The 19,547-nt window shown below is 70.7% G+C and carries 20 protein-coding genes; 13 read left to right on the top strand and 7 right to left on the bottom strand.

Annotated elements, in window-relative coordinates; all coding sequences use genetic code 11:
- Window positions 1-17 precede the first annotated feature (17 nt).
- Complete coding sequence (locus tag AB0B61_RS47710; RefSeq protein WP_358447458.1) at window positions 18-2,807, top strand: FAD-binding and (Fe-S)-binding domain-containing protein; 2,790 nt, start codon at window positions 18-20, stop codon at window positions 2,805-2,807.
- Window positions 2,808-2,852: 45 nt separating this feature from the next.
- Window positions 2,853-3,500, top strand: a complete 648-nt coding sequence (locus AB0B61_RS47705) for a DedA family protein (protein ID WP_358447456.1) — start codon at window positions 2,853-2,855, stop codon at window positions 3,498-3,500.
- Here the strand turns inward: AB0B61_RS47705 and AB0B61_RS47700 are convergent.
- The gene (locus AB0B61_RS47700) at window positions 3,444-4,184 is read right to left on the bottom strand and encodes a GntR family transcriptional regulator (RefSeq protein ID WP_358447454.1); all 741 of its coding nucleotides are present in this window, start codon (window positions 4,182-4,184) and stop codon (window positions 3,444-3,446) included. The genes AB0B61_RS47705 and AB0B61_RS47700 overlap by 57 nt on opposite strands.
- Window positions 4,185-4,342: 158 nt before the next feature.
- Here AB0B61_RS47700 and AB0B61_RS47695 point away from each other — a divergent pair, with 158 nt between their 5' ends.
- Together AB0B61_RS47695 and AB0B61_RS47690 are read left to right on the top strand one after the other, a co-directional pair.
- Window positions 4,343-5,125: an inositol monophosphatase family protein gene (locus AB0B61_RS47695; protein WP_358447453.1), complete on the top strand. Its 783-nt coding sequence runs from the start codon at window positions 4,343-4,345 to the stop codon at window positions 5,123-5,125.
- A gap of 179 nt (window positions 5,126-5,304) precedes the next feature.
- Entirely contained in the window at window positions 5,305-5,580 is a 276-nt protein-coding gene (locus AB0B61_RS47690) for a Scr1 family TA system antitoxin-like transcriptional regulator (RefSeq protein ID WP_358447451.1), read from the top strand.
- Window positions 5,581-5,904: 324 nt separating this feature from the next.
- Here the strand turns inward: AB0B61_RS47690 and AB0B61_RS47685 are convergent, their stop codons facing one another.
- The 3 genes from AB0B61_RS47685 to AB0B61_RS47675 form a co-directional block, all read right to left on the bottom strand.
- Window positions 5,905-6,885: an aldo/keto reductase gene (locus AB0B61_RS47685; protein WP_358447449.1), complete on the bottom strand. Its 981-nt coding sequence runs from the start codon at window positions 6,883-6,885 to the stop codon at window positions 5,905-5,907.
- A gap of 210 nt (window positions 6,886-7,095) precedes the next feature.
- Entirely contained in the window at window positions 7,096-7,941 is an 846-nt protein-coding gene (locus AB0B61_RS47680; protein WP_358447447.1) for an SDR family oxidoreductase, read from the bottom strand.
- Between the two features lie 125 nt (window positions 7,942-8,066).
- Complete coding sequence (locus AB0B61_RS47675; protein ID WP_358447446.1) at window positions 8,067-8,969, bottom strand: SDR family NAD(P)-dependent oxidoreductase; 903 nt, start codon at window positions 8,967-8,969, stop codon at window positions 8,067-8,069.
- A gap of 78 nt (window positions 8,970-9,047) precedes the next feature.
- Here AB0B61_RS47675 and AB0B61_RS47670 point away from each other — a divergent pair, with 78 nt between their 5' ends.
- Window positions 9,048-10,001 (top strand): helix-turn-helix transcriptional regulator, encoded by a 954-nt coding sequence (locus AB0B61_RS47670; RefSeq protein ID WP_358447444.1) that lies wholly within the window; start codon window positions 9,048-9,050, stop codon window positions 9,999-10,001.
- 76 nt (window positions 10,002-10,077) lie between these two features.
- On the opposite strand, the gene AB0B61_RS47665 is transcribed toward AB0B61_RS47670, so the two are convergent.
- Window positions 10,078-10,926 (bottom strand): hypothetical protein, encoded by an 849-nt coding sequence (locus tag AB0B61_RS47665; protein WP_358447442.1) that lies wholly within the window; start codon window positions 10,924-10,926, stop codon window positions 10,078-10,080.
- 113 nt (window positions 10,927-11,039) lie between these two features.
- On the opposite strand from AB0B61_RS47665, the gene AB0B61_RS47660 reads away from it, so the two are divergent.
- Entirely contained in the window at window positions 11,040-11,306 is a 267-nt protein-coding gene (locus tag AB0B61_RS47660) for a Scr1 family TA system antitoxin-like transcriptional regulator (protein WP_358447520.1), read from the top strand.
- Window positions 11,307-11,320: 14 nt separating this feature from the next.
- Here the strand turns inward: AB0B61_RS47660 and AB0B61_RS47655 are convergent, their stop codons facing one another.
- Window positions 11,321-11,974 (bottom strand): GntR family transcriptional regulator, encoded by a 654-nt coding sequence (locus tag AB0B61_RS47655; protein ID WP_358447440.1) that lies wholly within the window; start codon window positions 11,972-11,974, stop codon window positions 11,321-11,323.
- A 68-nt stretch (window positions 11,975-12,042) separates the two neighbouring features.
- On the opposite strand from AB0B61_RS47655, the gene AB0B61_RS47650 reads away from it, so the two are divergent.
- The 4 genes from AB0B61_RS47650 (at window position 12,043) to AB0B61_RS47635 (ending at window position 15,821) form a co-directional block, all read left to right on the top strand.
- Complete coding sequence (locus tag AB0B61_RS47650; RefSeq protein WP_358447438.1) at window positions 12,043-13,230, top strand: CoA transferase; 1,188 nt, start codon at window positions 12,043-12,045, stop codon at window positions 13,228-13,230.
- Window positions 13,227-14,054, top strand: coding sequence for a CoA ester lyase (locus AB0B61_RS47645; RefSeq protein ID WP_358447436.1), 828 nt, complete (start codon window positions 13,227-13,229; stop codon window positions 14,052-14,054). The genes AB0B61_RS47650 and AB0B61_RS47645 overlap by 4 nt, the downstream gene beginning before the upstream one ends.
- Window positions 14,055-14,220: 166 nt before the next feature.
- Window positions 14,221-15,558, top strand: a complete 1,338-nt coding sequence (locus AB0B61_RS47640; protein ID WP_358447435.1) for a TRAP transporter large permease subunit — start codon at window positions 14,221-14,223, stop codon at window positions 15,556-15,558.
- 26 nt (window positions 15,559-15,584) lie between these two features.
- Entirely contained in the window at window positions 15,585-15,821 is a 237-nt protein-coding gene (locus AB0B61_RS47635; protein ID WP_358447433.1) for a hypothetical protein, read from the top strand.
- 21 nt (window positions 15,822-15,842) lie between these two features.
- Here AB0B61_RS47635 and AB0B61_RS47630 read toward each other — a convergent pair whose 3' ends face one another.
- Window positions 15,843-16,487: a helix-turn-helix domain-containing protein gene (locus AB0B61_RS47630; protein WP_358447431.1), complete on the bottom strand. Its 645-nt coding sequence runs from the start codon at window positions 16,485-16,487 to the stop codon at window positions 15,843-15,845.
- A gap of 242 nt (window positions 16,488-16,729) precedes the next feature.
- Between AB0B61_RS47630 and AB0B61_RS47625 the strand changes: the two genes are divergently transcribed.
- From AB0B61_RS47625 to AB0B61_RS47615, 3 genes are read left to right on the top strand one after another with little or no spacing between them, the layout of a single operon-like run.
- Window positions 16,730-17,713, top strand: a complete 984-nt coding sequence (locus AB0B61_RS47625) for a sugar ABC transporter substrate-binding protein (RefSeq protein ID WP_358447429.1) — start codon at window positions 16,730-16,732, stop codon at window positions 17,711-17,713.
- Complete coding sequence (locus AB0B61_RS47620) at window positions 17,710-18,744, top strand: ABC transporter permease (protein ID WP_358447428.1); 1,035 nt, start codon at window positions 17,710-17,712, stop codon at window positions 18,742-18,744. The genes AB0B61_RS47625 and AB0B61_RS47620 overlap by 4 nt, the downstream gene beginning before the upstream one ends.
- Window positions 18,741-19,508 (top strand): ATP-binding cassette domain-containing protein, encoded by a 768-nt coding sequence (locus AB0B61_RS47615; RefSeq protein ID WP_358447426.1) that lies wholly within the window; start codon window positions 18,741-18,743, stop codon window positions 19,506-19,508. The genes AB0B61_RS47620 and AB0B61_RS47615 overlap by 4 nt, the downstream gene beginning before the upstream one ends.
- Window positions 19,509-19,547 lie beyond the last annotated feature (39 nt).

The raw sequence follows: 19,547 nt of genomic DNA, 5'->3' as shown, positions 1-19,547 counted from the left end.
CTGTGAGAGAAGCACGCGTGAGCAGCACAATGCCCCTCCCCGATCCCGCCGTACTGGCGGCGGTGGAGGCAGCCGTCCCCGGCATCGCCCGCACCAGGGCCAGCGACCGGCTCGGCATGGCGCACGACGCCTCGCACTACCTGCTCACGCCGCAGGCGGTGCTGGTGCCCGAGAGCGCGGAGCAGGTGGCGGCGCTGCTGCGTACGGGCCTGCCGCTCACCTTCCGTTCCGGCGGCACCAGCCTGAGCGGGCAAGGGGTCAGTGAACACCTCCTGGTGGACACCCGGCGGCATTTCCGCGGCATCGAGGTGCTGGACGGCGGGGCGCGGGTGCGGGTGCAGCCGGGCGCGGTGCTGCGGCAGGTCAACGCCCGCCTCGCGCCGTACGGCCGCAAGCTCGGCCCGGACCCGGCCAGTGAGTCGGCGTGCACGATCGGCGGCGTCGTGGCCAACAACTCCAGCGGCATGACCTGCGGCACGCACGCCAACGCCTACCAGACCCTGGAGTCGATGACGCTGGTGCTGCCCAGCGGCACCGTCATCGACACCGGCGCCCCCGACGCCGACGAGCGGCTGCGCGCCCTGGAGCCCGCGCTCGCCGAGGGCCTGGAACGGCTGCGCGATCGCGTACGCGCCGACCCCGACTCGGTGCGCCGCATCACCGCCCAGTTCTCGCTGAAGAACACCATGGGCTACGGCCTCAACAGCTTCCTCGACCACTCATCGCCCGCGCAGATCCTGGCCCACCTGGTCATCGGCAGCGAAGGCACCCTGGGCTTCGTCGCCGAGGCGGTGCTGCGCACCGTCCCCGCCCACCGGCTGGCCGCCACCGGCCTGCTCGTCTTCCCCACCCTGCGCCAGGCCATGGCCGCGATGCCCGGCCTGGTCGCCGCCTCGCCCGCCGCCGTCGAACTGCTGGACGCCGAATCCCTGCGCGTCGCCCAGACCGACCCCAAGGCCGACGACGTGCTGCGCGCGCTCGCCGTCGCCGAGCACGCCGCCCTGCTGATCGAATGGCAGGAATCGGGCCCGGATCTGCTGGCCGAACGAGAACGGACGGCCGAGGAGCTGTTCGCGCAGCTGGCGCTGTCGGCCCCGGCCCGGCTGAGCAGGCAGGCGGGCGGCCGGGCCGCGTTGTGGCATATCCGCAAAGGTCTGTACGCCTCCGTCGCCGGCGCCCGCCCCAGCGGCACCACCGCCCTGCTGGAGGACGTCGCCGTTCCGGTGCCCGCCCTGGCCGACCTGTGCGACGAGCTGATCGCCCTGTTCTCCGAGCACCGCTACGAGCGCAGCGTCATCTTCGGCCACGCCAAGGACGGCAACCTGCACTTCATGCTCAACGAGCGCTTCGACACCGACCTGGAGCGCTACGCCGACTTCACCGAGGACATGGTGCGGGCCGTCCTGGCCCGGGGCGGCACGCTCAAGGCCGAGCACGGCACCGGCCGCGTCATGGCGCCGTTCGTGCGCCGCCAGTACGGCGATGAGCTGTATGAGGTGATGCGCGAGGTCAAGCGCCTGTGCGACCCGGCCGGCGCGCTCAACCCCGGCGTCGTCCTGACCGACCGCGACGACGCGCACCTGCGTGACCTCAAGGCCGTCGTCACCGTCGAGCCCGAGGTGGACCGGTGCGTGGAGTGCGGCTACTGCGAGCCGGTCTGCCCCAGCCGTGACCTGACGACCACCCCGCGCCAGCGCATCGTGCTGCGCCGCGAGCTGGCCGCCGCCCACGCCGCCGGCGACCACGAGCTCGCCCGCCGGCTGGAGGAGGAGTACGGCTACGACGCCGTGGACACCTGCGCCGTGGACGGCATGTGCGCCACCGCCTGCCCGGTCCTGATCAACACCGGTGACCTGACCAAGCGCCTGCGCGGCGAGCGTCACGGCCGCCTGGCCCAGCAGGGCTGGAAGGCCGCCGCCAAGCACTGGAGCGGGGTGACCGGCGCGCTCGACCTGGCGCTGGACACGGCCAAGGCCGTCCCGCCCCGTCTGCCGGAGGCGGCCGGCCGCGCCGCCCGCGCCGTCGCCGGCCCCGAGGCCGTTCCGCGCTGGACCCGCGACCTGCCGAGGGGCGGAAAGCGCCGCCGGCCGGATCCCGTGGAGAACGCGGACGCGGTGTACATCCCGTCCTGCCTGAACACCTTGTTCGCCCCCGCCGACGGCGGCCCCGGCGTGATGGACGCGTTCACCCGCCTGGCCGCGCGCGCGGGCGTGCGGCTGCACGTCCCGGCGGGGATCGGCGGCCTGTGCTGCGGCACCCCCTGGTCGTCCAAGGGCTACACCGACGGCCACGACGTCATGGCCCGCCGCGTCCGCGACACCCTCCTCGACGCCACCGGCGAAGGCGGGATCCCGGTCGTCAGCGACGCCGCCTCCTGCACCGAGGGCTTCCACCGCCTGACCGACTCCCTGGAACAGGCCCTCCAGGTGCTCGACGCGGTCGCCTACACCGCCGAGCACCTCCTGCCCCGCCTGACCGTGCACCGCCGCCGCCCCTCCCTGGCCCTGCATCCCACCTGCTCCTCCGCCCGGCTCGGCTTGGACGCCGCCATCACCCGCATCGCCGAAGCGGTCGCCGAGCGGGTGGTCGTCCCTGAGGGGTGGCAGTGCTGTGCCTTCGCCGGCGACCGCGGCCTGCTCCACCCGGAGCTCACCGCCTCGGCCACCCACGCCGAAGCCGCCGCCGTACGGGTCGGCGACTTCGCCGCGCACGCCTCGGTCAACCGCACCTGCGAGCTCGGCCTGACCCGCGCCACCGGCGAGCCGTACCACCACCTGCTCGAACTCCTCGACCAGGCCACCGCCTGAAGATGGACGTCCGCCTATGGCGGCCCGCCGGGCTAGGGTTGCTGCGTGCACATCGACGAACTGCTGCAGGCCATCCCGCCCGCGTGGCTGTGTGCCCTGGTCGGCCTGGTGATCGGGGTCGAGAGCCTCGGCATCCCGCTGCCCGGCGAGATCGTGCTGGTCAGCGCCGCGCTCCTGTCCGCCAAGGGCGTCGTCAGCCCCGTGTGGGTGGGCGTCTGCGCGAGCGCGGGGGCGATCGTCGGCGACTCCATCGGCTACGCCATCGGCCGCAAGGGCGGCAAGCCGCTGTTCGAGCGGCTCGGACGGCGCTTCCCCAAGCACTTCGGGCCGCGTCACATCGGCAAGGCCGAGCACTACTTCGACCGGTTCGGGGTGTGGGCCGTGTTCGTCGGGCGCTTCATCGCGCTGCTGCGCATCCTGGCCGGGCCGCTGGCGGGGGCGTTGCGCATGCCGTACTGGAGGTTCCTGGTCGCCAACGTGCTCGGCGGGATCGTCTGGGCGGGCGGCACCACCGCGGTGATCTTCTATCTCGGCATGGTCGCCGAGAAGTGGCTGAAGGGCTTCTCGTGGGTGGGGCTCGTGGTGGCGGTGCTGGGCGGCATCGCCACCACCTGGTTCGTCAAGCGGCGCGCGGCCTCAGCGCTCGATGAGGGTGACCTCGAGGGAGTAGAGCGAGGCCCGGTAGACATGTGAGCCGTGCTCGACGGCCCGGCCCTGGTCGTCGTAGGTGGTGCGGAGCATGGTCAGGAGCGGGGCGCCGCGCCGCTCGTCCAGCAGTTTGGCCTCGGCCTGGTTCGCCGCGCGGGCGCCGATGCGCTGGTTGGCCACCCGCATCCGCACGCCCGCGCCGCGCAGCAGCTCGTACAGGCCGCGGCCCTCCAGGTCGCCCGCCGTCAGCTGGGCCAGGCCCAGCGGCAGCCAGTTGTGCAGCACGGCCAGCGGCTCGCCGGCGGCGAAGCGGAGCCGTTCGAGGTAGAGCACGTCGGCGCCGGGCTCGACGCCGAGGACGGCGGCGATCTCCTCGCTCACCGGCCGGGGCTCCAGAGCCAGGACCTGGGTCGCCGGTTCCTGCCCCGAGCGGCGCAGGTCGTCGTAGAGGCTGGTGAGCTCGACCGAGCGCTTGACCTGCCCGTGCACCACCTGGGTGCCGACACCGCGCTTGCGGACCAGCAGGCCCTTGTCCACCAGATACTGGATGGCCTGGCGGATCGTGGGCCTCGACAGGCCCAGCTTGTCGGCGAGCAGGATCTCGTTGTCCAGCCGGGAGCCGGGCGCCAGATCGCCTCGCCGGATCGCCTCGGCGATCTGCTCGGCCACCTGGAAGTAGAGCGGCACGGGGCTGGAGCGATCCAGGTCGATCGCCAGGTTCGCGGTCATGCTGATCAGATTAACCCAGGTCAGAATGTCCTGACAAATCTCGCGGATAGGCAGTAGGTCATGACAATCTGCTGTCTTGACATAATTGGCGAAGTACGTCGAACGCCCGGAATTGGGCATGACCGTGCTGATGAGCGTGAAGTGCCGTTGGAGGAGACATGGACGCGACACAGTTGCTCGACACCGCCTCGGAGGCGGCCAGGGCGGTCGGGCCGAGGCTGCGCGAGGCCTTCAGGTCGAGGCCGCCGGTCGCCACCAAGCGCGACTTCCACGACCCGGTCACCGAGCATGACCGGGCGGCGGAGGAGACGATCCGCGCCGTCATCACCGCCCGCTGGCCCGGCAGCGCCATCGTGGGGGAGGAAGGCGGCGTCACCGGCTCGGGCGAGCTGCGCTGGTACGTCGACCCGATCGACGGCACCGCCAACTTCGCGGCCGGCCTGCCGTTCTTCTGCGTCTCCATCGCCGCCGCGGTGGCGGGTGAGCTGGTGGCGGGCGTCGTGTACGACCCGGTGCGTGAGGACGAGTTCACCGCCTCCACGCTGGGCGCCTGGTGCAACGGCACCCCGATCCGCAGCAAGGGGGCGACCCAGGACAGGGAGGCGATGCTGCTGTCCAGCTACCCCACGCCAATGGACCTGGCGCTCGACGGGGAGCGGGCGCTGCACCGCTACGGCCGCTTCCTGGAGTCCTTCTCCGCTGTGCGCCGGCCGGGCAGCGCCGCGCTCAAGCTCGCGCACGTCGCCGCCGGGTGGGCCGACGTCGCCTACGGCACCCGCTCCCACCCGTGGGACGTGGCGGCGGGCGCCCTGCTGGTACGGCAGGCGGGGGGCGTCTACGTCGGCGACCCGCTGGAGGAAGGCGACTACCTGGCCCACGTGGGCGGCTTCGACCTGCGCGGCTCCGCCCTCGCCGAGGTGACGCCCTGGGAGGGCTCGTAGATGTGCGTTCAGGAAGGTGATCGCTTAGAGAAGGTGATCGCTTAGAGAAGGTGATCGCTTAGAGAAGGTGATCGCTTAGAGAAGGTGATCGCTTAGAGAAGGTGATCGCTTAGGGTGGCTGTCGTGCATCACCCGACGGTCACGCGCAACCCTCCGGGCAGGGGCGGACGGCGCCACGTATGCATCTGAGGTACGTCCCCGCGCTGCTGCAGACCCGCGCCTACGCCGAGGCCGCGGTCCGCGCCGCCCACCACCCGGGTGCCACGCCCGAGCAGATCGACGACGGCGCCGACCTCGTCAGGCGCAGACAGGAGTTGCTCCACAGGTCCGGCGGCCCGCACCTGTGGGCGGTGCTCGACCGCGCGGCGCTCACCGATCCGCCGCTGACCCGGTCCGGTGACCGGCTGGAGCAGCTGGACGCGCTGGTCTCGGCCGCCAAGCAGGGGTGCCGTTAACGAACGTGCTACCAGGCGCCAAAGGGCCTCTGAGCTGGTTTATCAGCTAAAACACACGGTCGCGGCGGCGTCGGGCCGCAGGGATCTCGACGTCGGCGACCTTGCCGTCCAGCAGCGCATACAACCGGGTCGTCTCGGTGGAGGCGTGGCCCAGGCGGCGGCGCAGTCCTTACGAGTACACGCCATGCATGCGTCGGTATGGATGGGGTTTCTGTTCTGTGGGCCGTGGATCAATCGAAGCCTCAAGTGTGCGGGAGCGTAGCCCTGCAACCGCAGCTGGGGTTTGTGACCTCAGCCTTCAAGACAGTGCAGTGGCGCCGACGGTCACCGGTCGATGCTGGCCATGTTCGCCTCGTCATGGCGCTCGCCCGCGGCCGGCGTGAGGTTGTTCAAACGGTCGAGCTGAGCGGCGCTGAGTTCGATGCCATCGGCGGCGGTGTTCTCCTCGACGCGCGAGACCCGCCGGGTTCCGGGGATCGGGGCGATGTCGTCGCCGCGGGTCAGCAGCCACGCCAGCGCGGTCTGTGCCGGGGTGGCTCCGATCTCGGCGCCGATGGCCTGCACTTCGTCGACGATGCGCAGGTTGCGCTGGAAGTTCTCGCCGGTGAACCGCGGGTTGGTCTTGCGCCAGTCGTCATCGGCGAAGTCTTCGACGGTGCGGATCTGCCCGGTCAGCAGGCCGTGGCCGAGCGGGGAGTAAGGCACGAACCCGATGCCGAGCTCGCGCAGCAACGGGAGGATCTCGGCCTCGACGTCGCGCGTCCAGAGAGAGTATTCCGTCTGGAGCGCGGCCACCGGATGCACGGTGTGTGCCCGGCGGATCGTCTCGGGGCCGGCCTCCGACAGTCCGATGTGGCGCACCTTGCCTTCGGCGACCAGCTCGGCCAGCGCGCCGACGGTCTCCTCGATGGGCGTGTTCGGGTCGACGCGGTGCTGGTAGTAGAGGTCGATGTGGTCGATGCCGAGCCGCTTGAGCGAGCCTTCGACCGCGGCCTTCACGTTGTCGGCGCTGCTGTCGATCACGCCGGGGCCGCCGCCGGAGTGGGAGACCAGGCCGAACTTCGTCGCCACGACGACGTCGTCGCGCCGGCCCTTGATGGCCTTGCCGACGATTTCCTCGCTGTGGAAGGGGCCGTAGATCTCGGCGGTGTCGATGTGGGTGATCCCGAGGTCCAGCGCCCGGTGGATGGTGCGGATCGACTCGGCGTCATCGAGCCCCCCGCCCGTGGTGTAGACGCCGGCCATGGTCATGGCTCCCAGACCGATGCGGGAGACATCAAGCCCGCCCAGTGATACGTGCTTCATCAGGTAGTCCTTGTCGTAGCGGTCGTCAGATCCAGTCGGTGATCATGGCCTGTGAGTGCCATGAGCAGTGCGGTGCGCCACCAGCTGGTGGACCATGCTTCGGTGGTCCATGCGCTGCCGGCGCAGGTGTCGTTGTCCAGGTAGCGGGTCACCTGCCGTAGGTACACCCGGCGGGGGCCTGCGCCTCGGCCGGCGTGTGGGGCGTGTTGCTCAGGCGTGGGTGTCGTCGTAGGCCAGGTTTCCGCCCAGCTCGCGTGAGGCCCCGGCCTGGGCCAGGAGTTCCCGGGCCTTCGCCTCGACGGCCTCGATGGCGTCCGCGCCGGCGACGAAGCGCTGCAGGGGCTTGTCCTGGCCGGCGATGGTGAGCAGGGCGCGGGCGAGCTTGGCGGGATCGCCGGGCTGCCGGCCGTTCATGCTCTTCATGCCCTCGATCCGCGGGGCGGTGCGCGGCGTGTAGTCGTCGATGGACAGCTCGGGCCAGGTGGTGGAGCCGTCTGTGAGGAGTTCGGTGCGGAAGTAGCCGGGTTCCACGACCGTGGTGTGGATGTTGTACGGCTCGACGTCGTAGCGAAGGGACTCCATCCAGCCCTCTTCTGCGAACTTGGAGGCGGCGTAGGCGGAGGTGAATTCCATGCCGACCAGTCCGGCGGTCGAGGTGATGGTGATGACGTGGCCGGCGCGCTGCCGGCGCATGAGGGGCAGGACGGCGCGGGTGACGTTCATCGGGCCGAAGAGGTTGGTCTCGAACTGCTGGCGCATCTGCGCGGGAGAGATCTCCTCGAAGTAGCCGGTGAAGAGGTTCCCAGCGTTGTTGATCAGGACGTCGATGCGGCCAAAGCGGTCGACGGCGGCCTGTGTGGCGGCCTGGGCGTCCGTCAGGCTGGCGACGTCGAGCTTGGCGGCCAGCAGGTTGTCCTGCGGTCCTCCCAGGGTCTTCTCGACCTGTTCGGGGCGGCGGCCGGTGGCGACGACCTGGTGGCCGGCGCCGAGGGCCTCGCGGGCGATGTCCGTGCCGAGACCGCGTCCGGCGCCGGTGACGAGAATGACCTTGCTCATGGGTTTTCCTAATGTCTTTCAGGTGCCGTGATCCGGCACCTGGTGTGTGCGGTGGTGATGTGTGGTGTCCGTTCCGGCGGCCGGCCGGGCGGTGGACGGGGGAGAATCGGGCGGGCCGGACGGCGTCAGGCTTGCTCGGTGGGCATGATCCACAGCTCGCCGATGGAGGCGTGGCGGGGCCGCGTGACCATGTAGGCGACGCTGTCAGCGATGTCCTCGGGGGCGAGGATCTCGGTCGTCTCCACGAAGGGATTGATGATCGCGTCCTGGATCTCGGGCTTGTCGTGCGAGCCAAGTTCGGTGTTCACACCACCCGGTTCGAGGACGCCGACGCGGACGTGCCGCTGGGTGACTTCCTGGCGCAGGGATTCGGTGAAGCCGTTCACGCCGAATTTGGTGAGGTTGTAGACGCCGTAGTCGTTCCAGGCGACGCGGCCGGCGACGGAGCTGATGTTGACGATGTCGGCGACCCGGCGCGGCCCGTCCTCGGCGGCCTTGAGCAGGTGCGGGAGGGCGGCGCGGGTGGTGTAGAGCAGGCCCTGGACATTGACGGCGATCATGCGCTCCCACTCCTCGGCGTCCGCGCCGACGACGGGGCCCAGCAGCATCAGGCCGGCATTGTTCACCAGAGTGTCCAGCCGGCCGAAGCGCTCGACGGTCTGCTCGACGGCCGCCTCGGCCTGGGTGCGGTCGGTGATGTCGGCCTCCACCACCAGTGCGGTGCCGCCGGCCTTCTCGATCTCGGCGGCGAGCCCGTCCAGACGGTCCTTGCGGCGAGCCACGAGGGCGACGGCCGCACCGTGCTCGGCGAGTTGGCGGGCGGTGGCCTCGCCGATACCGCTGCTCGCGCCAGTGACGAGAGCGATGGTGCCAGTCAGTTTCGTTGCCATGGGGATGTCCTCTGACTTCATGATCACGGCGCCGACGGCGCCGCGGAAGGGCTGGTGACCGGCAGCACGAGCGCCCGCCGTATCCAGCCCGTTCACATCGCCGTAAAGCGGTGCACCATCAACGAAACCCGTTGTCACGGGAGTGTGGGAGTCCCTGATGAGGGGGTCACTGAGAGGGACCCCCTGGCAGAGGGAAGCGCTCGTAGAGTGGAGCACATGGCAGGCAGGAACACCCCTAACGGCACCAATCGCGACATTCGTGGTGATTTGCGTGCGGAGATCCGGGAATTCCTGGGCACGCGACGGGCCAAGGTCACCCCCGAACAGGCCGGACTGCCCGCCTACGGCGGAGAGCGCCGGCGGGTCACCGGGCTGCGCCGCGAGGAGGTGGCCCTGCTCGCGGGCATCTCCAGCGAGTACTACACCCGGATGGAGCGCGGCGACGCCACCGGCGTCTCCGAGAGCGTCATCGAGGGCATCGCGCAAGCGCTGCGACTCGACGAGGCCGAGCGAATCCACCTGCTCGACCTCCTGCGCGGTGCCGGCACGACCCGTCCGCCGCGCCGCCGACCGGCCCAGCAGCGCGTCCGGCCCGCGGTGCAGCGCGTCCTGGACTCAATGACCGGCACCACGCCCGCGTTCGTCCTCAACGGACGCGGGGACATCCTGGCCGCCAACCCCCTGGGGCGCGCCCTGTTCTCCCCCGTCTACGCCGACCCGGTGCGGCCGCCCAACAACGCCAGGTTCGTCTTCCTCGACCCGCGCGCGACCGAGTTCTTCCGCGACTGGGACAAGGTCGCAGGCGACACGGTCGCCATGCTGCGCGCCGAGGCCGGCCGCGATCTCTACGACCGGCGGCTGACAGACCTGATCGGGGAACTGTCCACCCGCAGCGAGGACTTCCGTCGCCGCTGGGCGGCCCACAACGTCCGGATCCACACCACCGGCGTGAAGCTCCTCCACCACCCGGTCGTCGGCGATCTCGACCTGCCGTTCGAGACCTTCCCCCTGGGCGCCGACCCCAGCCAGTTCCTCCTCACCTACACGGCCGAGCCCGCGTCATCCTCGCAGGACGCCCTGAACCTGCTGGCCGGCTGGGCCGCGACCAACGACGACATCAACGAGGACGCGTCGACCAACGACGCCGAGTCGACCGAGATCCCCGGCTGATGGCCGGGCGGCCAGAGCGGGACCGCTCAATCATCACCCACCAGGCGCTTCCAGCTCGGCCCGTGTGAGCGGGATCTCAATGGCCGCAGGACCGTCGGGCTCGAGGGCGTACTTGTAGATCGTGGACCGGGGTGAGCAGGGCGGCCCACTCGGGTTCGGCGAGAACGTCTTGAAGCATCAGGACGTTCACCATGACGAGCGAGGCCTGCAAGATCCTAAGACACAGGGCTGTCATCTCCATCTCCTCGCGCAGGCTGTCGCAGAACTCGGTCGGGTCCAGGGGCTTGCGCAGCTCGCGGTAGTGCTCGACACGGCGGGACTCGAAGTCGGTCGGCAGGTCCTCGTCCGGGTTGCGCCACCGGTCGGCGCCGACGACCCAGATCTCCTTGCAGCGCAGCTGCTCACGCAAGGTTTGGAAGGTGGCCACCTCGTACACCATGCGCGCCACGCGGCGTCGGCCGCGGGTGTCGGTGCGATAGACAAGGTCGGCCCAGTCCTTGAGGGTGCCCTTGTGCTCGGGCGTTGTCTCGCCGAGCGGGTAGTAGGTGGTGTTGCCCGCCTTGGCGTAGCGCTTGACCAGCGTGAGCGCGTCGATCACGGTCTGGTGAGCGGTGTTGTTGGACCGGAACTCCAGCACCTCCAGCAGCTGGATCAGACCCCGCCGGTAGTGGTTGGTGTAGGAGGCCTTCAATGTGGTCTGCACGGTGCGCCGGTAGACCGGACCCTTGGTCTTGAACTCGTGCACCAGCTCGCGCAGCGTCTGCTCACCGCCCCGCACCGCGGGGAAGACCACCTCGCGCACCGTGCCGTCCGGCGCCGCCAGAGAGGCGTCGGCAATGGTGAACAAGAGGTTCTCCTTGCCCGACACCCGCTTGAAGGCGTTGATGAGCTCCTCAGTGACCTTGCGCTCGGCGCGGGCGCCCACCCGGTGCACCGTGGCGATCAGCAGATCGACCAGGGCGTCGGTGACCTCCCGCTCCCGCTTCGAGGTTTGGCGGCCGGTGACACGTCGGTTAACGGCACCCCAAGCAGCCCACCATCGCCCTGCAGATCGCCCGGCCCAGCGCCGACACCGGCTACCTCTATCGCGGCGCGCCGTTCACCCTGCTGCGCTTCCCCGAGCGTGACAGGCCCGACATGCTGCACCTGCTGCACGGGCCGGTGCTGGTCGAGGACCGGCGGCAGGCGGAGGACTACCGGCGGGCGTTCGCCCGATTGTCGCTGTCGGCCTTCCGCGTGGACCATACCCCCGACGTGCTGGACGAGGTCCGCGGGACCCTCACCGTGGGGCCTGGCGCCAGCTGAACGGCCGAGGGCGGTCAGTGACCCTTGCGGTAGTCGCCGGCCAGGCGTACGTGCTCGATCATGATGTGCTCGGCCGCGGCGCCGTCGGCGGCGGCGAGCGCGGCCAGGATGCCCTCGTGCGCGTCGAGTTGCAGCTTGACCTGCTCGTCGTCGAGCCACAGCGACGCCCCGGCGGGCACCGGGAAGCTGTCGCGGACCGCCCTGGCGTGCTGACCGAGGAAGGCCGGGCCGCCGATGTCGGCGATGCGCAGGTGGAAATGCCTGCTCTGCTCGCCCAGCCGCTCGTGCCGGCCCTCCTCGGCGTCAAGGATCATCGAGGCGTGCAGCTCGCGCAGCCCGGCCAGGTCGGCGGCGGTGATCCGGGTGGCGGCCAGCCGGGCGCCCAGGCCCTCGACGACCGCCCGCAGGCCGTAGTACTCCTCCAGCGCGTCGTCGCCCAGGTCGACCACGGTCGCGCCGTGGTGGGCCTCGTAGCTGATCAGCCGGTCCTTCTCCAGCCTGCGCAGCGCCTCGCGGACGGGCGTGACCGAGACGCCGAGCCTGCGGGCCACCGCCCCGGCGCGCAGGGCGGTGCCACCGGGGATCCTGGCCGTACGGATCTCCTCGAGCAGCACGCTGTAGACGTATTCGGCCTTGCTCATGGGAGGACGCGGCTCGCTGGTCGGCATGACCATCAGTGTCCCGCAATCTGAGAAGCGTATTGACCTATGACATATTTCTTATAAGTTACATCGTTATGACGAGCCTCGCCGACCTGCGGGTCATCGACGCCGCGACGTTGTTCGCCGGGCCATCCACCGCGATGATGCTCGGCGACTTCGGCGCCGACGTGATCAAGATCGAGCACCCCCGCCGCGGCGACCCCTCCCGCGGGCACGGAGCCTCGGTCGACGGGGTGGGCCTGTGGTGGAAGACGCTGTCGCGCAACAAGCGCGCCGCCGCCGTCGACCTGTCGCGCGCCGAGGGGCAGGAGATCCTGCGCCGCCTGGTCGAACGCTCCGATGTGCTGGTCGAGAACTTCCGCCCTGGCACCCTGGAGCGCTGGGGCCTGGCCCCCGCCGACCTCATGGACATCAACCCCCGCCTGATCGTGGCGCGGATGACCGGCTTCGGGCAGTTCGGCCCGATGTCGGGTCAGCCCGGTTTCGGCACGCTGGCCGAGGCGATGAGCGGGTTCGCGGCCATGACCGGCCAGCCGGACGGCCCGCCCACCCTGCCGCCCCTGGCCCTGGCCGACGGCATCGCCGGGCTGGCCATGTCGTACGCGATCATGGTCGCGCTGCGCGCCCGCGAGCAGACCGGGCGCGGCCAGGTCGTCGACATGGCCATCATCGAGCCGATCCTGGGCATCCTCGGCCCGCAGATGAGCGCGTACAAGGCGCTCGGCGTCGTACCTCAGCGCACCGGCAACCGCTCCAGCAGCAACGCGCCGCGCAACACCTACCGCACCCGCGACGGCCGCTGGCTGGCCATCTCCACCAGCGCCCAGCCCATCGCCGAACGCGTCGTCACCCTGGTCGGGCGGCCCGACCTGGTCGAGCAGCCCTGGTTCGCCAGCGGCCAGGGACGCGTCCAGCACGTCGACGAACTCGACGAGGCCGTCGCCTCCTGGATCGCCGAACGCGACGCCGACGAGGTCATCGCCCGCTTCAAGGAGGCCCAGGCGGCGGTCGCCCCCATCTACGACGTCTCCGACATCGCCAAGGACCCGCAGTACGCCGCCCTCGACACCTTCATCGAGGTGCCGGACGAGGAGCTGGGCACGGTGACCATGCAGAACGTGCTGTTCCGCCTGTCCGACACACCCGGCGCGGTCTCCTGGCCGGGGCGGCCCCTCGGCCAGGACACCGACCAGGTGCTCGGCGAGCTCGCCTACGGTCCCGTGGAGATAGCCCGGCTGCGCGAGGACGGGGTGATCGCGTGAGCACCCCCGTGACCTGGCTGTACGTCCCCGGTGACCGGCCCGAGCGGTTCGACAAGGCCGTCGCCTCCGGGGCGGACGTGGTGATCATCGACCTGGAGGACGCGGTCGCGCCCGCCCGCAAGGACGAGGCCAGGGCCAACGCCGCGGCCTACCTGGCGAGCCGTGCTCGTACCGGGTCCGTCGAGGTGCACGTCAGGGTCAACGACCTGGCGGGCGGGCGCGGGCGGGACGACCTCGACGCGCTGGCCGGCCTGCCGGGGCTCGGCGCGGTCCGGCTGCCCAAGGTCGAGTCGGCCGGCGTCCTGGACGGGCTGGGCGTCAGGGCGTACGCGCTGCTGGAGTCCGCGGCCGGGATCGTCGCCGTCCACGCCATCGCCGCCCACCCGAGCGTGGTGGGCATCGCGCTCGGCGAGCAGGACCTGGCGGCCGAGCTGTCGATCACCGACGAGGCGGCCATGAACCACCTCCGGCTCCAGATGGTCATCGCCGCCGCGGCCGCCGGTCTGCCGCCCGTGCCGATGTCGGTCTACCCCGACGTCAAGAACGAGGCCGGCCTGGCGGCCTCCTGCCGGGCGGGCCGCGCGCTGGGCCTGTTCGGCAGGACCGCGATCCATCCCCGCCAGATCCCGGTGATCAGGCGGGCGTTCACTCCCACGCGGGAGGAGACGGACCGGGCCGGCGAGATCGTCCAGGCCGCCGAGCAGGCCGAGCGGACCGGGACGGGCGCCGTCGCGCTGGCCGACGGCCGCTTCGTCGACGCGCCGATCGTCGCCAGGGCCCGCCGTACGTTAGACCTCGCCGAGCGGCTCGCGCCCGAGGACTGACCTCTCGCGGCGGCCGGCTCGCGCTTTCGCGGCGGCCGGCCTCCCACTTCGCGGCGGCTGGGTCCCCGCGCGCTTTTCGCCGCGGCCGGCTTTCCCATGCCCGAGCACCGACTCCACAAGCCGCAGCTCACTGTTCGACACCACCCCCAACGGAGGCCATTTCGCCATGGGCATCGCCGTCTGGGCGCTAGTCGCCTATATCGCCATCATCGTCGTCTGGAACGGCGTCCTGAAACGCAACATCGGTGAGGCCATGCTCATCGGTTTCCTCGGGGTGTGCCTGTTCGGCGGTACCGGCTTCCTCGGCCTGGCCTGGGCGGGCATCTCCGACGCGCTGGCCGAGGAGGTCGTCTTCGCCGCCCTGGCCTTCGTGTTCATGGGCTACCTGCTCACCAAGCTGGGGTTGATCCAGGAGCAGGTGACGGTGCTCAACTCGATCTTCGGGCGGTTGCGCGGCGGCGCCGGGTACGTCTCCACCTCGGCCGCGGCGCTGCTCGGCGGCCCCGCCGGGTCCGGGTCCGGCATCGCCGCCTCGGTGGGGTCGGTGACGATCCCGTGGATGACCAGGTCCAACTGGCGGCCCGACCTGGCCGCCGCGCTGGTGGCGGGCAACGCCGGGCTGGGCATCTCGATCCCGCCGAGCTCGTCGATGTTCCTGCTGCTCGGCTCGGCCGCCGTGGCGCCCGTGCTGACGGCCGACCAGCTGTTCGTGCCCGCGCTGGTCGGCGGGCTGTGGACCGTGCTCTACCGCTTCGTCGTGGTGTTCGTCTGGGTACGGCGTCACCGGATCGAGGCCACCGACGCCGCCGACCTCATCCCGCTGCGGGCCGCCCTGCGCGCCGGGTGGACGTCGCTGCTGGTGTACGCGGGCATCGCCGTACCGGTGGTCCTGACCCTCGATTTCGGTATCAAGTGGATGGAGTCACGCGTCGGCGAGGCCGCGGACGACATCAGCATCGTCGTCTGGATCCCCGTGCTGACCATCCTGGCCACGCTGGCCGTGGCCTGGAAGCGGCTGCCACGCACCGGGCGGGCCTGGAACGAGCTACTGGGCGACATGGCCCCGCGCTATGCCGTGATCGGCGCGACGCTGTTCTTCGCCTTCGCGGCCGCGGCCAGCCTGGGCGAGCTCGGCCTGGTCGACCAGCTCACCGCCATCATGAAGGGGCTGAACGCGCCGGTCGCCGTCATCGCCACGCTGGTCGGGCTGCTGATCGTGATCATCGCGGCGCCGCTGACCGGGAGCGCGACGATCGCCGCCGTCGGCGGGGTGGCCTTCAGCGCCCTGACGGCGGCCGGAGTCTCACCCGTGGCCGCGGCCACCGCCATCATGATCTTCGCCTCCACCGAGGGCGCCTCACCGCCCGGCGCGGCCCCCATCTACATCGCCAGCGGCATCGCCGGAGTGGACCCGGCCAGGACCTTCGGCCGGCTCATCATCTGGTTCGTCATCCCGATCCTGGCCCTCGGCGTGCTGGTGGCGACCGGCGTGCTGCCGATCTGACCTGATCTCCCAGAAAGGAATCCGCAATGGACACCCTCAAGCGCGTGACGATGGCGCTGTTCAAGATCGGGCTCGTCGCGTTCCTCGTCCTCGGCGTCGTGGTGGTGCTGATCCAGGCCGTCGGCCTGGTCGCCGGCACCCCGGGGCTGGTCTCCGGCGCCGTGTCGAACCTCGGCATGGCGATGACCGTGGCGGCCGGGGTCACCGGGCTGTTCGGCTTCGTGATGTCGTACCTGTTCCACTGGAAGGCGGGGGAGGACTGAGGCTTCCGCTGGAAGGCGGGATCAGGCCGAGCCGGGCGTCCAGCGGGCCCGTAGTTCGGCGTCCCGCGGCGGTGGGCCGGGCAGCGGCCGGTGGGCCGGTGGCCGCCGCAGCGAGTCGAGCAGCAGCGCCAGGTAGCGGTGCCGCAGCTGCTCGGTGCGCTCGTGCTCGCCCAGCTTGACCGAGGCCAGCTGCTCGAACAGCAGCGCCACGTCCGACACCGTGACATCCTCCCGCAGCACACCGGCGGTGGACGCCTTGCCGTGCACCTGGGTCGCCAGGTCACTGGCCCGCACCGCGGCCTCGTACAGCTCCTCCGTCGGCTGGAACGTCCCGGCCAGCGCGATCGTCAGGGAATGGGTGTCGGCCTCGACGATCTCCCGCATGTACGTGGCGAAGGCGTCCCAGGGGTCGCCCTGGTCGGCCAGCGCCTTCTCCGCGGCGGCGATGTACAGCATCAGCCCGTCGAAGCAGAGCTTCTGCAACAGGGCTTCCTTGCTGGGATAGCGGCGATAGAGTGCGCTGATCCCGACGCCCGCCCGCTCGGCCACGGCCGCGATCGGAGCGCCCGGGTCGGCGGTGAACACCTCCCGTGCCGCCTGGAGGATCAACGTGTCGTTGCGGGCGGCCTGCGCCTTCCGGCCGCTCATCGGTGCTGAGGTCGTCATCCCCCCAGCATACGGGAACGAATGATTCCGTTCTACGCTCCAGGGTTCGGCCAGGTGGGCGGCGTAGACTCGAAGGTGATCGCGGCTCGACGTCCCCGGCTCGTCGCCCTGGGATGAGTGGCGACCATCATGTCCTGACATCAGGACGAAACCATGATTGTCACCATTGGTCCGCATGTCTATACAAGCAGATGACATTGGGGTAGAACCAGGGACGAGCCCGTTGGTCTTGGAGGTGTCGGATGAGACGAATCCCGATCGTGGTGGCGTTGCTGGGCGCTCTGGCGTTGAGCGGCTGTTCCTCTGCGCCGCAACCCGCCGCGCAGAGCAGCGCGCCCGCCGCAGGATCCGCGCCCGCCGCGGCGAGCGGCGGCACCTTCGCCGTCATCACCCACGCCGGACCCGGAGACTCCTTCTGGGACGTGGTCAAGAACGGCGCCGTGGCCGCCGGCAAGCAGTACGCCGTGAAGGTCACCTACCAGGGCGACGGCGACCCGGCCAAGCAGTCGCAGCTCATCGACCAGGCGGTTTCGGAGAAGGTCGACGGCGTCGTGGTGTCCATGGCCAACCCCGACGCCCTCAAGGAGGCCATCGGCAAGGCCGTCGCCGCCAAGATCCCCGTCGTGACGATCAACTCCGGCGCCGACTCCTCCAAGGCGTTCGGCGCCATCACCCACGTCGGGCAGTCCGAGGAGGTGGCCGGGCGCGGCGCGGGCGAGCAGCTCAAGGCGGCCGGCGTCACCAAGCTGCTGTGCGTCATCCACGAGGCCGGCAATGTCGGGCTCGACCAGCGGTGCAAGGGCGCCGAGGCCACGCTTGGCGGCACGGTCGAGCGGCTGCAGGTCGATGTGAGCAACCTGGCGGACGTGACCTCCAAGGTCACCGCCAAGCTGCAGTCCGACAAGCAGCTCAACGGCGTGCTCACGCTCAACCCGGCGGTCGCCGTCGCCGCCCGCGACGCCATCAAGGACGCCGGGACGCAGACCAAGCTGGGCACGTTCGACCTGTCGGGCGACGTGGTGGCCGCGATCAAGGACGGGGAGATCCTGTTCGCCGTGGACCAGCAGCAGTACCTGCAGGGCTACCTGCCGATCGTCTTCCTCTACCTGTACAAGAACAACCTCAACACCGTCGGCGGCGGCCTGCCCGTCAACACCGGCCCCGGCTTCGTGACCAAGGACAACGCCGAGCAGGTGGCGAAACTGGCAGAAGCGGGCACCCGGTGACCACTGTTCCCGCCGATGAACGGATCGGCAGCGTCGGCCTGGCCCGACGGCTGCTGATCCGCCCGGAACTGGGCGCGGTCGTCGGCCTGATCGCGGTGTTCGCCTTCTTCGCCGCCCAGTCCCCGGTGTTCCGCTCGCCGGCGGGCATCGCGAACTGGCTCGACCCGGCCGCGACGCTCGGCATCATGGCCGTCGCGATCGCGCTGCTGATGATCGGCGGCGAGTTCGACCTGTCGGCCGGCGTGCTGACCGGCACGACCGGGCTCATCCTGGTCACCCTCGCCACCCGCTACGGCTTCGACGTGTGGACGGCCATGCTCGTCGGGCTGGTCGTCGCGCTGCTCATCGGACTGGCCAACGGGCTGGTCGTCACCAGGACGCGGCTGCCCAGCTTCATCGTGACGCTGGGCACGTTCCTCATGCTGCAGGGCATCAACCTGGGCGTCACCAAGGCCCTGACCGGCACCGTACAGGTCAGCGGCCTGCGCAGGGCGGCGGGCTACGAGACAGCCCGGACGATCTTCGCGGGCACCGTCGACATCGGCGGCACCTCCTTTCGCGTGGCGATCCTGTGGTGGGTGCTGGTCACCGCCGCGGCGACCTGGGTGCTCATGCGTTCCAGAGCGGGTAACTGGATCTTCGCGGTCGGCGGCAACGAGCAGGCCGCCCGCGCGGTCGGCGTGCCCGCCGCCCGCACCAAGATCGCGCTGTTCATGACGACCGCGGTCGCCGCCTGGCTCGTCGGCTCGATCCTGGCCCTGCGCTACACCTCCGTGCAGGCCAACATCGGCATCGGGCAGGAGTTCATCTACATCATCGCCGCCGTGATCGGCGGCTGCCTGCTCACGGGCGGGTACGGCTCGGCGATCGGCGCCGCCATCGGCGCGGTCATCTTCGGCATGGCCGACAAGGGCATCGTCTTCCTGGGCTGGGACGCCGACTGGTTCAAGTTCTTCCTCGGCGCCATGCTCCTGCTGGCCACGCTGGCCAACCGCCTGGTCCGGCGGTACGCCGAGGAGGTGAAGCATTGATCATCCAGACGCGCGACATCGGCAAGACCTTCGGCTCGGTCCTGGCGCTGCGCGAGGTGTCGATGAGCGTCGAGGCGGGCCAGGTCACCTGCGTCCTGGGCGACAACGGCGCCGGCAAGTCCACGCTCATCAAGATCCTCGCCGGGGTGCACCAGCACGACACCGGCTCCTTCCTCGTCGACGGCGCCGAGGTGCGCTTCGGCAGCCCGCGCGAGGCGCTGGACCGCGGCATCGCCACCGTCTACCAGGACCTGGCGATGATCCCCCTCATGTCGGTCTGGCGGAACTTCTTCCTCGGCTCCGAACCCCGCAAGGGCCTGGCCTTCGACGTCGCCACGGCCCGGCGGGTCGCCCGCGAGGAACTGCGGGCCATGGGCATCGACATCCGCGACGTCGACCAGCCCGTCGGCACGCTGTCCGGCGGCGAGCGGCAGTCGGTGGCGATCGCCAGGGCCGTCCACTTCGGCGCCCGGGTGCTCATCCTCGACGAGCCGACCTCGGCGCTGGGCGTCAAGCAGGCGGGCGTCGTCCTGCGCTACATCGCCAGGGCCCGCGACCGGGGCCTCGGCGTGGTCTTCATCACGCACAACCCGCACCACGCCTATCCGGTGGGGGACCGGTTCCTGCTGCTCAACCGGGGGACCAGCCTGGGGGAGTACGGCAAGGGGGACATCACCCGGGAGGAGCTGACGGGGCTGATGGCGGGGGGAGCGGAGCTGGAGCAGCTCTCGCACGAGCTGTCCCAAGAGCCGGACCGGGACTGAGAGCGGGGCTCGGCCGCTTCATTCCTGAGCGGAGGCCCG

It is taken from the genome of Nonomuraea sp. NPDC049158, from assembly GCF_040648335.1.
GTDB lineage: Bacteria > Actinomycetota > Actinomycetes > Streptosporangiales > Streptosporangiaceae > Nonomuraea.
Note: the sequence above shows the minus strand (reverse complement) of the source record. Positions and strands in the feature narration are given on the sequence as shown.

Coding starts and splice junctions, on each gene's coding strand:
- AB0B61_RS47695 (WP_358447453.1), top strand. CDS start 4,343: ATGGACGCGACACAGTTGCTCGACACCGCCTCGGAGGCGGCCAGGGCG.
- AB0B61_RS47685 (WP_358447449.1), bottom strand. CDS start 6,885: ATGAAGCACGTATCACTGGGCGGGCTTGATGTCTCCCGCATCGGTCTG.
- AB0B61_RS47640 (WP_358447435.1), top strand. CDS start 14,221: ATGGGCATCGCCGTCTGGGCGCTAGTCGCCTATATCGCCATCATCGTC.
- AB0B61_RS47650 (WP_358447438.1), top strand. CDS start 12,043: ATGACGAGCCTCGCCGACCTGCGGGTCATCGACGCCGCGACGTTGTTC.
- AB0B61_RS47625 (WP_358447429.1), top strand. CDS start 16,730: ATGAGACGAATCCCGATCGTGGTGGCGTTGCTGGGCGCTCTGGCGTTG.
- AB0B61_RS47700 (WP_358447454.1), bottom strand. CDS start 4,184: ATGACCGCGAACCTGGCGATCGACCTGGATCGCTCCAGCCCCGTGCCG.
- AB0B61_RS47655 (WP_358447440.1), bottom strand. CDS start 11,974: ATGCCGACCAGCGAGCCGCGTCCTCCCATGAGCAAGGCCGAATACGTC.
- AB0B61_RS47635 (WP_358447433.1), top strand. CDS start 15,585: ATGGACACCCTCAAGCGCGTGACGATGGCGCTGTTCAAGATCGGGCTC.
- AB0B61_RS47680 (WP_358447447.1), bottom strand. CDS start 7,941: ATGAGCAAGGTCATTCTCGTCACCGGCGCCGGACGCGGTCTCGGCACG.
- AB0B61_RS47690 (WP_358447451.1), top strand. CDS start 5,305: ATGCATCTGAGGTACGTCCCCGCGCTGCTGCAGACCCGCGCCTACGCC.
- AB0B61_RS47670 (WP_358447444.1), top strand. CDS start 9,048: ATGGCAGGCAGGAACACCCCTAACGGCACCAATCGCGACATTCGTGGT.
- AB0B61_RS47630 (WP_358447431.1), bottom strand. CDS start 16,487: ATGACGACCTCAGCACCGATGAGCGGCCGGAAGGCGCAGGCCGCCCGC.